This window comes from Novosphingobium olei, assembly GCF_012927405.1.
In the GTDB taxonomy this organism is placed as follows: Bacteria; Pseudomonadota; Alphaproteobacteria; order Sphingomonadales; family Sphingomonadaceae; genus Novosphingobium; species Novosphingobium olei.
In genome coordinates, this window is record NZ_JABBGM010000012.1 from 97,196 (window position 1) to 108,474 (window position 11,279).

The 11,279-nt window shown below is 61.5% G+C and carries 13 protein-coding genes; all 13 read right to left on the reverse strand.

Going from position 1 to position 11,279, the window contains the following annotated elements:
- Nucleotides 1–139 precede the first annotated feature (139 nt).
- The 13 genes from HHL27_RS18965 to HHL27_RS19025 all read right to left on the reverse strand — a co-directional run bounded on the left by HHL27_RS18965 (nt 140) and on the right by HHL27_RS19025 (nt 11,170).
- Nucleotides 140–1,573 carry an ATP-binding protein gene (locus tag HHL27_RS18965; RefSeq protein ID WP_169494963.1) on the reverse strand — a complete coding sequence of 478 codons (1,434 nt, stop codon included), beginning with the start codon at nt 1,571–1,573 and terminating at the stop codon, nt 140–142.
- Nucleotides 1,567–2,247 (reverse strand): response regulator transcription factor, encoded by a 681-nt coding sequence (locus HHL27_RS18970; protein WP_277350590.1) that lies wholly within the window; start codon nt 2,245–2,247, stop codon nt 1,567–1,569. Before HHL27_RS18970 ends, HHL27_RS18965 begins: the two co-directional genes overlap by 7 nt.
- Nucleotides 2,248–2,542: 295 nt before the next feature.
- A complete protein-coding gene (locus tag HHL27_RS18975) occupies nt 2,543–2,977 on the reverse strand; it encodes a glycine zipper 2TM domain-containing protein (protein WP_240960039.1) in 435 nt (144 codons plus the stop codon).
- Nucleotides 2,978–3,268: 291 nt separating this feature from the next.
- Nucleotides 3,269–3,772, reverse strand: a complete 504-nt coding sequence (locus tag HHL27_RS18980; protein ID WP_169494965.1) for a hypothetical protein — start codon at nt 3,770–3,772, stop codon at nt 3,269–3,271.
- Nucleotides 3,772–4,599: an FAD:protein FMN transferase gene (locus HHL27_RS18985; protein ID WP_169494966.1), complete on the reverse strand. Its 828-nt coding sequence runs from the start codon at nt 4,597–4,599 to the stop codon at nt 3,772–3,774. Before HHL27_RS18985 ends, HHL27_RS18980 begins: the two co-directional genes overlap by 1 nt.
- Before the next feature lies 1 nt (nt 4,600).
- Nucleotides 4,601–5,152: an FMN-binding protein gene (locus HHL27_RS18990; RefSeq protein ID WP_169494967.1), complete on the reverse strand. Its 552-nt coding sequence runs from the start codon at nt 5,150–5,152 to the stop codon at nt 4,601–4,603.
- A gap of 12 nt (nt 5,153–5,164) precedes the next feature.
- On the reverse strand, nt 5,165–6,055 hold the full coding sequence (locus HHL27_RS18995; protein WP_169494968.1) for a DUF6662 family protein: 891 nt from the start codon (nt 6,053–6,055) through the stop codon (nt 5,165–5,167).
- Between the two features lie 54 nt (nt 6,056–6,109).
- A complete protein-coding gene (locus HHL27_RS19000; RefSeq protein ID WP_169494969.1) occupies nt 6,110–7,489 on the reverse strand; it encodes a porin in 1,380 nt (459 codons plus the stop codon).
- A gap of 573 nt (nt 7,490–8,062) precedes the next feature.
- Entirely contained in the window at nt 8,063–8,416 is a 354-nt protein-coding gene (locus HHL27_RS19005) for a type II toxin-antitoxin system PemK/MazF family toxin (RefSeq protein ID WP_169494970.1), read from the reverse strand.
- Nucleotides 8,413–8,598 (reverse strand): antitoxin MazE family protein, encoded by a 186-nt coding sequence (locus HHL27_RS19010; RefSeq protein WP_338114956.1) that lies wholly within the window; start codon nt 8,596–8,598, stop codon nt 8,413–8,415. Before HHL27_RS19010 ends, HHL27_RS19005 begins: the two co-directional genes overlap by 4 nt.
- A 157-nt stretch (nt 8,599–8,755) precedes the next feature.
- Nucleotides 8,756–8,986 (reverse strand): hypothetical protein, encoded by a 231-nt coding sequence (locus tag HHL27_RS19015; protein WP_169494971.1) that lies wholly within the window; start codon nt 8,984–8,986, stop codon nt 8,756–8,758.
- Between the two features lie 529 nt (nt 8,987–9,515).
- The gene (locus HHL27_RS22745; RefSeq protein ID WP_206069712.1) at nt 9,516–10,892 is read right to left on the reverse strand and encodes a ThiF family adenylyltransferase; all 1,377 of its coding nucleotides are present in this window, start codon (nt 10,890–10,892) and stop codon (nt 9,516–9,518) included.
- Nucleotides 10,889–11,170: a hypothetical protein gene (locus HHL27_RS19025; protein ID WP_169494972.1), complete on the reverse strand. Its 282-nt coding sequence runs from the start codon at nt 11,168–11,170 to the stop codon at nt 10,889–10,891. Before HHL27_RS19025 ends, HHL27_RS22745 begins: the two co-directional genes overlap by 4 nt.
- Nucleotides 11,171–11,279 lie beyond the last annotated feature (109 nt).

Here is an 11,279-nt window from a genome sequence, read left to right on the forward strand (position 1 = left end):
GCCCGATCGCGCGCCTCATGGGTGTTTGTTGCGGGTCCTATAGCAGGGTTTGCTGATGAGACGCTGACAGCGCGAAATTTCGCAGCCAGGCTGCGCGCGATACCTGATCGTGCCCGGCGCGCGCGCGCCGACTTGCAGTTCAGGAGAAGGCCGACCCGGCCAAACTCAGGATCATACGCGTGCCACCGCCGGGGCGCTGCTCCATGCGGATGTGGCCGTCGTGCAACTGGGCGATGCGCCGCACCAGGGCCAGGCCTACGCCTGCGCCGCAGCCCAACTGGCGATCCATCCGCCAGAACCTGGCGAAGGCCCGATCCCGATGCTCAGTAGGAATGCCCGGCCCACGGTCGTCGACGATCACCGATGGCCCCGGCTCGACCGCCACGGTCACGGTGGTTCTGGCGGGGGCGTACTTGAGCGCATTGTCCACCAGATTGCGGATCGCGATTTTGAGCAGCGCTGGGTTGCCCGATAGCATCAGGATCTCGGTCGAGCAGTTCAATTCCAGCAATTGCCGTTTGACCAGCGCGTCGGGCACCGCCTCCTCGACGACCTTGCGGGCGACCGCCACGATGTCCACGTTGCCGACTTCGCTCGCCATCACGTCTTCGGCTTGCGCGAAGCGCAGCAGTTCATCGACGAGCTGCCCCAGTTCCTTCAGGTCGGACTTGACCCGATCACGCGCACTTCCCGGCGGTAACTGCGACATATCCAGCAGGAGGACCGCCAACGGTGTCCGCAATTCATGCGCGATGTCCGACGTGAATTGCTTCTGCAATTGGAGAGAGTGATCGAGCTTCGCCAACATGACATTGATGGTCGCAGCCACGCGGGCGAATTCCCTGGCCATGCCGCTTTCGGGTATGGGCACGAGTGCCTGCCCGCTGGCCACCGCTGCGCCGACGTGGCCGGCGCTATCCGACAATTGACGGAGCGGTCGCAGAACCGTGCGGGTGGTCAGGAAGATCGCCAGGGTGAGCGCAGGGATGATGAACAGTGCGGGGACCAGGATCTGCTTGATCAGATCATCAGCGATCACGCCCGTGAAAGCGAACGCCGGATCACCTGCCATGTAAGTCTGCACCCAATAGTGCCGATCGGCGAAACCGACGCGCCTGGTCGCCACGGCAACCGGGGGCGCGCTGCGATCGTTCGCGGACAGCCCACGAACAAGCACGAACCCTTCGACAAGTTTCGTGTCGTCGGTGGTGGAATTGCGCGCCTCGTCCCGATCGTCCATGCCGGGCGTTGACCCGGGCACGGTGGGGAACCACCCGGTATTCGCCGCCGCCAGCACATGGCGTCTGGCAAGCGCGCTGTGGTCGAAGACCCTGAAGCCGTAAGCCTTGGGATAATCACGATACAATCGGAGCAGCGCGGGCTGGCCGCCACTGTGCAGGGCCTCGGCGATGGCGACCGCATTGGCGTTCAGCGTGGCTTCCTGAAGATACCGCTTGTTGACCAGTTCCTTGATGGAAAAGGCCAGGGCCAGCACCATCAACACAACCACGGATGTCGCCGCCATGCGACGCGCGAGAATGAACGACAGGGATTCGCTTCGGGGGATCAGCACGCTTCGCGCTCGGTCAGCACGTACCCGATGCCGCGCATCGCCACGATTTCGATGGTAGCGCCCGACGCCAGCAATCGTCGTCGCAGGCGGGAAATCGTCGCCTCGATGGCATTTTCGGTGACGTCGCTGTCGAAAGTGTAGATGGCCGTTTCGAGCTTTTCTCGACGCACCACGCGCCCCTGGCAGCTCATCAGCACCGACAGCGCGCTCAGTTCGCGCGGTGAAATACCAACCAGGCTGTCGCCCACCGTCAGCGTCAGCGACGCCTTGTCCAGACAGACATTGCCGAACGTGAGTTGCTCGGATTGAAGCTGCCTCGCCCGACGACCCAACGCCCGGACGCGCGCGATGAGTTCATCGCCCTCCACGGGTTTGACGATATAATCATCCGCACCGGCATCGAGGATCTGGACACGACTGACGACATCGCCGCGGGCGGTCACGACCAGCACGAGCGCATCGCGTTCGCTGCGGCGCAATCTGTCGAGAATTTCCCGTCCGTCCCCGTCGGGCAGGGAAAGGTCCAGGATCACTACTTCATAGTCGACCAGTTCGAGCGCGGCGTGCGCCATATCAAGGCTTTGCACCACGTCCACGACGTGCCCGCCTCCTGTCAGAATCTTGGCCATGAGCGATGCCAGGCGTTCGCTATCTTCAACAACCAATAGCCGCATAATCCACCGTGACCACTTTGCCGACACATGCGCGCGCCGGATGCACCATTGCGCTCACAACCGGACCACGGAGGACTTCCATGGCAGGCAGACAACACACCTCCGGTGGTTTCGCGCCCTACTGGCTAAAGGCGGAGCCTGAAACCTCTGAGATAGTCCGAAAGCAAGACTACCGGCACAATCGTGCCGACAAGGCGACACACCGATCCATGGGTTCGCAAGGCCGCTTCACGCAATGTACCCCGTGTCGGCGGCATCCATTGCCGCCGACACGGGGATCTACCTAACCGGCGCGTCAGCGACATCCATCGCGCTCGATCGCGCGCCCCGCCAAAGCCCCGGCACCCGCACCGACAATCAGGCCGGTCGTGCTGGGTTCGTTCCACGGCCCGCCTCGGCCAACTTCGCGGCCCAGCAGGCCGCCCACGACACTGCCCAGAATCGCGCCTGTCGTCCCAGAACCACAGCGGTGATAACGATGCCGATAATACGACCGCCGCGGAGCTTCGTCGTAGGTTGCATAGCGCGGACGATATTCGACGCGATGGTGCTCATAGGATTCATAACCATCGGCATCGCGACGATAATGCTCCTCGCGGTATTCGCGCCGGTCAGGTCCTTCGTGCTCGTAATAGCCTTCGTCATCCCAATCCCGTGCCAATGCCGGTGACATGCTGCCAGCCAACATCGCGCCGCCCAGAGCCAATGCCGCACACCATTTTCCGATCATCGAATGTCTCCCTCATCACTCTATCAGAGCTATCGCGACGCGGAATGAGCGGAATATGAACCGGCATGGCGCGCACGCGGCCAAGCGGGGCACCAATCGGACGAGCAGACCGAACTCTGCAAAGTTCAACATTATCGCGCTCGCTGCGATCGATGTACCTACGGCATGAGCGTATTCCGGCAGGTGCCTTACTGGGGCCATCGTCATTTGCATTTCTCGCTACGTCAACGTTGCATCCGCACCCGTTGAACCCACGCGAGACGTCAAAGGTGAGCAATGCCCCGCGTGCCGCTACCTGCTGTTCTGGCCAGCGTCAGCTTCCGACGCATGAGCCGTCGATTTCGTACGGACTCGGCGGCGCATCCTCAAGCCGTTCACATAATGCCATGTGAATATGGCAGGCATCGCAAGTCCAACCAGCCAGTGCGAAAGGCTGGCGTAGGTTCGGACTCCTTCCTCACCAGCATAATAAAGCAAATATCCGCTGCCGATGAGTACCGTCAGCACACCGCTCAGCGCCAATCCAGCCACGCGCTGCCCCTTGTGGGACCAGCCCTTCGGAATATGCGCGACAAAAAGCCCGCCCAGACCAAGGAGGGCGGGAATGAGGACAAAGCCATGCAGCGTCATCATCCACGGCTCCGCCGGGTTCATTTCCGGTCCGTATTCGCCCTGCGCTTGCCCGAAATAATGGAGAAGAAGCCACCCAGCACCGGTGAGCCAAAGCCCCGCGCAGCTAAGTGACAACAACCAGAGCTGCCACGACGCCAGCCTGGCAGTACGACGATGCGGCATCAGTGTTGGGCTCCTCGTTGACGTTCAGAAAAGAGCTGGCCGCTCAAAGAAGCGAGCAGGGCATACGCAAGCGCGCGATCGGCCATCGCGATCTTTGTCATCGCGTCAGCCGTCATACAGTCGGGCGCCACAATTGTTGTGCGCCCGCGCGCTACAACGGGCGCCCGGTTCACGCCGATATGCGGCGTGCGCCACCGGCCCAGCCGCCACCGGCGGTCGCGGAGATTGGCCGAACTGGCGATCGCGCAATTGGCCAGGCTAAGATGTTCGCGCATCCGTCCATCTCCATCGCGCAACATGATCGGCCATTCTTCATGGCCGAACATCCGCATATCGCCGCCAGCGTTGACCAGCCCTGCAATTACGCCCTGCGCCTGGAGCGCGCGCACGGCCTGATCCACGGCATAACCCTTGGCGATGCCGCCAAGATCGATCAGCATCGGTGCGTGGCAGCGCACATGGAGTTCATCCACGATCTCGATGTCCGCACTGGTGCCGCGGCAACGGCCCGGCAGGCTGCCCGGCGGGCGCGGCAGGAAACCGTCCCGAACCAGATCGCTGCCGATCGTGATATCGAAAAGTCCATCGGACTGGCGATAAAATGCCAGCGCGGCGGACAGGACTGCAACCGTTTCGGCAGACACCGCAACTTTGTCGCCGGGCGGTGCCCGCCGCATCGCGGCGAGATCGCTCGTCTCCTCATGGAACGACATGCGTTCCTGCACATGCGACACTGCCGCAAACGCAGCGGCAATCGCGATTTCGGCACCGTCCGGAACCGTGATCTCGACAAATGTGCCGAGGAGCGGGCGACAGCGGCTGAGCAAGTTATCCCACCTGCGCCAGCGCGACGGCGTGGATCGCCAAAAGGCGCTTCACGCCGTCAGTAATATTGCGGCAGGACAGCGTCGCCCCGGAAATGTTGGGAATATCCTGGTTCAGCTTGAACTTGTCCTTCACGGTCTTGCCGCGAAAAAGGCCGCGCCAGCGCGGATCCCGGACCTGACCGCCCTTGGTTTCCCGATAGCTCAGGATTTCAACGCCGGTCACATGGCCGTCCGCCGTGATGCCAGTGGCGTACGTGATAAATTCGTGCTTGCCGACGACCTCGTCGACGATCACCCAGCCTGCAGTGCGGCCGGCAACGAGGGCTCGCCACACGCGCGGCTGCGCGGTCCGCTGGGCAACCCCTGAGATGGCGCGGATCTGTGCCATCTGGGCGGGATTGAGCGTCACCGGATAGGCTGCGAACGACTGCGCCTGCGGCAACAGGATGCGCTGCGCGTCGGCCACGGTCAGGTAATCGGCGGAAAATGCCGGTGACGTTGTAGCCATCAATGCCGGAAGCGATAGGAGGCTTATCCAATCAATTCGTGCCATGAGACGTTCCGTTCAGAAATTGTAGCCAATCTTCAGGCGAAACTCGTTCTTCGTCTTTTCGATCAGGTGAAGGCTTCCCGTCTGCCCTGGGTACCGTTCGCCCCCGCCCTTCAATTGTGGGAACCAGGTCAGCGTGGCCCACAGCTTCTGCCCGCCGTAATGGATCGTCGGTCCGGCGAACAAGGACCATCGCTCCTGGCCCACCTCAGTTTCGTACTCGGACGTATACTGCGTCTCGGCGCCCACGAACCAGTTCGGCGCGACGCGATAGGTCAGGCCGGTACCTGCGGTCAGTTCGATTTCCATTTCGGGCGTGGTCGGCCAGTCGAACCCGTCGGGCAACCCGTCAATCGGTGCCCGCTTCTCATGTCCGGCCTTGAGGCCGACGTTACCGACCCACACGATCTGACCTTCGCGGAAATACTTCTGCGCCGCCAGCACGACCTTGCCTTCGTATTCGGTCTTGCGTTGCCCGCTATGCGGATCGAGTTGCTTCCACTCCGCCGAAGTGATGACGGCGAGACCGAAGTTGTCGAGCGCCGGACTGAGAACGTTGAACTTGGCCTTCATTTCCAGACTGGAAAAGCGCGGTCCTTTGTCGATCGGGGCCGGAAGATAGCCATCGATCAGCAAGCCGTGCGTATCAATGGTCAGGAAACCCGCCGCAGCCGATACCGTGATCCGGTCAGTGACGCCGTATTCGCCTTCGATTTCGGTATCGACGGCGCGATATGTGCCCTGTCCCTTGTTCGTCCGCAGCGTGTTGAACACGTAGATTTCAGCCGAACCTTTGGGCAGTGTTTCCGCGCCAGTGTTGTAGCCGAACAGATTTTCATCGGCTTGGGCCGCAACAGGCAGGCACAGAGCCCCGACCGCGACCAGCGCGGCAAATCGCTTTCTCATTGAATGTCCTTTGTCTTGATTTCGGCCGACGGTCGCCCTTGACGCCCGGTCGCCTCAGAACATGTAACCGAGGCCAAGATTGACCCGGTCGTTGTCGCGGTTCTCGAAAAACTTCTGGAAATCGACCTTGACCACCACCGACTGCAGCGGATGGAACGATAGCCCGGTCGTCAGCACGCGGTCGCGATTGATCGGATCGGCCACAATGCCGAGCGGCACTTGCGCCTGCGTATCGAACTTTTCATAGCGCACGAAGGGATCGATGGTCGCATCGCCGCCCAGCGCAATGCTGTATGCACCCTGCACATACCAGCCGTAGAACGCTCTTGGCGCAAGCGGCAGTTCGGCACTGTTCGTGGTATTGTAGGCGTCGATCACGCGATCCAGTTCGGCCGCACGGCTGATCGTGCCGCGCGAATACAGCGCCTGCAGATCGAAACCACGATGCTGCCAGCGCCCGTGAACATCCCACAGCGTGATGCGCGAGGTGATACCGGCAAAGTCCGGAAGGCTGCCGTCATGCCGAAAATCCGCATTGTTGTGCGTTGCGTTGCCGGTAAACACGGCACCGCCGATCAGGAAACCGGGTACGCCTTGGTATTCCAGCGAACCATAGACCGATAGGTTTGCGGCCTTCGCCAGTTGCAGTTCCTGATGCGAACCGGCCAACGGCGCGCCCGCATCATCCAGCTTGGCAATGTCGAAGCCAGTGGCAACCCCGACATCGTAGTTCAGGCCAAACGAGGTGGTGCCGAACAAGCCCACGCCACCTTCGCGCCATGTCGAAGGAATGATCCGCGTTTCAACCTCGTTGCGCTCCACGCCATGGAACACCGGCGGCTCGTGATTGCGGTTCAGGAAGCCAAACGGCATCAGGAACAGTCCAGCCTTCAGATTGAGCGCCGGATTGAATGCATAGTCGAGATAGGCCTGCTCGATCGCAACCTCACCCTCGTCGCCCGAACTGGCGACCGCATGTTCCACCTCGATCTCACTGGTAAAATTCAACTTGTCGCTGAAACGATGACCCACGAATAACACCAGCCGCTTGAGGTCGGCCTGGTTTCGGCTGCCATCCTTGACATAACCGTTATACGTAATCTCGCCATATCCGCCGATCGTCGTGTCATTGGCTGCCAGTGCACCAGTTCGGCCCACGCCGCCGCTTCCGGCGGACGGCGCCGTCAGAGCGTCGCCTGCTTCGCTAGCACTGGTCACCGCGAGGGCGGGCGGCTCGCGGGTCTGCGGTGCAGAGGCCTGCAGTTTCGCCTCGATCTGCGCCAGCCGAGCGGCCTGCGCGTCAATCAGTTCCTTCTGCGCAGCGATCTGCGCTTTCAGTTGTGCAACTTCCACCTCCACTGGAACATCTTGCGCAAACGCCGGAGCCGCAAATGCCAGTGAAGTCCCCGCAAACCATGTTGCAACCGTCCGCATACTTCCCTCTTTCGTCGAGTCGCAGGCGAGATAACGCGATTGATAATCGTTCGCAATATACCATTTCCAGAGCGTTGCGAAATATTGCTGGGAAAGCTGCCGGGGGGTAAGCGCCGATAGAACCCCGCCTTGTGCGGGATTGAGCAGGCGTGAATTTCGCGGGGCAAATGGGGCTTTTGCGCGTAGCGGAGAGCAGTCAAATGAGCAGCGTACAGGCCCTCGTCGGGATGGTCGTACGGGTAGAGCGACGGCGACATTGGAGCGGGGAGGAAAACCTCACGACCCTGAAGGAGACGACGCAGCCGGGGGTAATTGTAACGGCGTTGCGCGACGACATCGGATCGGAACAGGGCAGCTCTACACACGACGCAAGCAATTACTGCGCAGGAGGGTGGCGACTTGTTGAAGCACGCTCTAATAGCAGGAGATCATTGATCAGAACCGGAAGCTATCGGTGGATATCCACGATCTTCTGGACGAAGATGGTGAATCAGCGGCAACACACTCTACCGCACGGCGCATCTTGTGCCGGATTTTTCCATCTAGCAAAAACTAGTATTCCGAAAGAATCGGTCAGCTTTTCGATCGACTCTTCGGCGCAATGGAAAGACCAAGAAAGACCATCAGTGCCTGATTGAGGCGGACGATATCTTCGTCGTCGATACGCCCTACTCTGTCGCCGATCTTCGGCTTGGACACAGTCGTCACCTTGTCCACCATGATTCGGCTCGTAAACCTCAATCCATTGCGTTCGTTCGGCTCGATTGCGAGCCGGAATAACGGGGCCTCAGTCGGGTCCGTCGTCAGCAAGCACACCGTGACCGACGCTGTGGCATCAAAGACATCGTCCTGAACAATCACGACCGGGCGAGGCTTTCCTGCATAATCCGACCCGCCAGCGACCGTCCAGATTTCGCCTCGCTTCATGCATCATCCCAATCGGAAATCGCATCGATGAACGCTTGATCCTCCGCTGCATGCACACTGTTGGCAACGGCGAGCGACTGCCTGTGCGCCTCTTGTCGAAAGCCAGGTGCACGCACATCCGGCACCCAGATCTGGATTGGACGCAAGCCCTTGCTCCTCAGCCGCGCACGATGTGCCTGCACCTTGGACCGGGATGATGGGATAGATGTGGGCGCTACCAATTCAGCCTCCTTGAGGGTTACATGTAACCTACCCCAGTCGCATAGTTGAGGCAAGTTTCCTGATTTTTTCGATCAGCCACGCCGCTCACCCTAGGTCCTGACCGATAGGTCGTACGCTTTACGACATCAGCGATCGCTTGCGCTGCTTCAAGGACATCCGCCCACTCATGCGGGTCTGCACGACGTAGACTTTGCGGCCGCTCTGGTAATGACGAATCCCACCGCCGAATTCGCCCCGCCAGCCACATCGTGGTGCCGCCTTGCCCGCTGGCCCGACCGGGAGCGCGCGATCGAGTCCAACCTCGCCGAGCGCGCCTGCAACAATCTCGCGAAGCGCAAGACGGGACATGGTGCACTCCCAGCGCAGCCGCCTCGGCCTTCATTTGGTCGGCAAAGTGGGCATAGTGAGCTTTGATTCCTAGCAAGGCATGTCCGAGTAGCCGATCGATCGTTATCAGACGCACCCCTTCCCGCACTACTATCGAAGCGAAGCTGTGGCGGAGATTATGCAGAAGCACGTACGGTGTGCCTGTCAACAGGCAGGAATCAGGACCCTTGGACCGGTGCTGGCGGCTTGATCGAAATCTCTGGTTGCTCGCGGATTCCTGCGGGATTTCCGCCCGTTCGGGCTGTGGCGGTGGCCGCGACCACCTCGAAGCGACTACGACGTAATTCTCGATTTGTTCCGTTTGCGGGTACAAATAGCCACCAGCCCTACCCAAGCTGCCTTGCCCTTCCGAACGACCATTGGACGATGCAAGCGGTCGGCCGGAGCCTGCGTCAACGCCGCGCTGGTGAGTACGAAACCAGACACCAACAGGCCCCTGCGGAACGTCCACAGAGGCCTTATCGAGGGTGATCCTGGTGATGATAGCCGCCTAGCCCTCGAGGCAGGGCAGCGCCGCCGCGTCGCCCCGGCCGAAGCGTCCATCCTTGCCGCATTCTCGGCAATTTTCGTCCTTGCGGGGCATCACGATGTTCAGCCGGTCCTCCACGAGATGGAAATGGCGGTAGCTGTGCTCAGTCCTCGCGCTTGGCAGTTCGAGGAAATAGGACAGGAAATCGTTGACCGCATGGGCCGCCGCGACGGCGTTGAGAGTGATCACGCTCGGATTGGGTTCCTGCACGCCGTAAGCCTGGGCGATGCGTTCGGCATCGCTCTTGGCCTCGATGGCCAGCTGCTGTGGGTCGATCAGCTGGTTGCACCACAGGCAGCCTTCGCCGGGATGGACCGGCCGAACCGCGCTCATCACATCGAGCAACGCGCCGTCCGCGTCGGAGCGGATTTTCGCGCCGAGCTGAACCCCCGGAATCATGTGCTGGTGGACCAGCGCGTTGAACACGAGCCGCGCCCGCATCGAGTCCGCCGCGAGGAACAGGTAGTCGCAAGATCGCAGCTGGTGGGCAACGGATTCGCGCGCCAGGTCCGCTTCCAGCGGAGTGAACCGGGACAAGCTGGCTTCCCCGGCGTGGCGCTTCGCCACCTCGACCTTTGTCGCACGGGCTTGCGCATCCTGCCTGGTTGCGCCGACCACGCGCGAAAGGTTCGAAACCTCCAGGTGGTCCGGGTCGATGGCAATGATCTCGCCCACGCCCAGCCTTGCAAGATATTCCGAAACCAGCGAACCGATCCCGCCCAGCCCGATCACCGCCACCCGCGCCTTGCCGAGCAGCGCCTGGCCCTGCTGTCCGAACATGCGGATCTGGCGGTCATGGGCCTCCTCCTCGCCCGGGCTGCGCGCGGGGGCGGGAGGGGCAGGGTAGATGCGGCGGAGCCGCGGGCCCAGGATGCGGGCTTCGCGCAGTGACAAGCGACCCGCGCGCGTCCAGATATCTGCTTGGATCGAATTTCGCCCCAAGACCAGCGCGCCCACCGGAACGCCCTTGCCGATGTCGAGGAGGGCAGGGTAGCCGCGCTCGTGCGATGCATTGTCGATGTGGCTGAAGCCGACACGGTCGTCGCAGTTGTGATTGTGCACGGCGAGGTAAGCGAGCCCCTGGTCGCGGCACGCCGTGATGTGCTTGTGAATGAACTGCGGGCTGAGCGCGCGGTAGCCATGCTGCCCGGGAACATAGTCCTGTCCGGGCTTCGCCGGGAAAACGTCCCGGACCAGCAGTTTCAGTGTGTCGCCGTCGCGTACAATGCCGGCGTGAAGCACTGCGCCGTGTTCGTCGCGATCCCCGGGGAAGAGGTGCGCCATCAGGCGGGCGTAGTCCGCTTGCGCGAATGTGAGATCGATCCGGTTGTCTGTCACGGCAGTTTCTCCAGGAAGTCGAGCACCTTGAGCACCTTGCCGACCGCGGTCTGGGGATGCGTTTGCGCTGAATTGTTACGCCGCGAGATCTGGATCGCCGGGCGTCCGTTAAAACTGGCGTTGGGGGTGATCGGCACCTGGAACTGGACGCCATCGGCCCGCTGCACCGCCGGGTCCATGAATACCGGGTAGATATCGGCGTAGGGATAGAGCGCCGGAATATGGGCGCCCAGCCAAGCGGCGCGGGGCACGAAGCGTTCGCTAATACCAACGCGCATTGATCAGAACCCATGGGCCCACTGGCGCAATCCGAGAGACATGATGCGCCACGGCTGATCGGCGAGTTTGTTCCATGCGAAGCAGCATTGGTCGACGATGTCGTCGTAG

Bases quoted from the DNA above. Each gene is read 5' to 3' on its own strand.
- HHL27_RS18970 (WP_277350590.1), bottom strand. From the start codon at position 2,247: ATGCGGCTATTGGTTGTTGAAGATAGCGAACGCCTGGCATCGCTCATG.
- HHL27_RS18995 (WP_169494968.1), bottom strand. From the start codon at position 6,055: ATGAGAAAGCGATTTGCCGCGCTGGTCGCGGTCGGGGCTCTGTGCCTG.
- HHL27_RS18980 (WP_169494965.1), bottom strand. From the start codon at position 3,772: ATGCCGCATCGTCGTACTGCCAGGCTGGCGTCGTGGCAGCTCTGGTTG.
- HHL27_RS19025 (WP_169494972.1), bottom strand. From the start codon at position 11,170: ATGCGCGTTGGTATTAGCGAACGCTTCGTGCCCCGCGCCGCTTGGCTG.
- HHL27_RS19000 (WP_169494969.1), bottom strand. From the start codon at position 7,489: ATGCGGACGGTTGCAACATGGTTTGCGGGGACTTCACTGGCATTTGCG.
- HHL27_RS18975 (WP_240960039.1), bottom strand. From the start codon at position 2,977: ATGATCGGAAAATGGTGTGCGGCATTGGCTCTGGGCGGCGCGATGTTG.
- HHL27_RS19005 (WP_169494970.1), bottom strand. From the start codon at position 8,416: ATGAAGCGAGGCGAAATCTGGACGGTCGCTGGCGGGTCGGATTATGCA.
- HHL27_RS19015 (WP_169494971.1), bottom strand. From the start codon at position 8,986: ATGTCCCGTCTTGCGCTTCGCGAGATTGTTGCAGGCGCGCTCGGCGAG.
- HHL27_RS18990 (WP_169494967.1), bottom strand. From the start codon at position 5,152: ATGGCACGAATTGATTGGATAAGCCTCCTATCGCTTCCGGCATTGATG.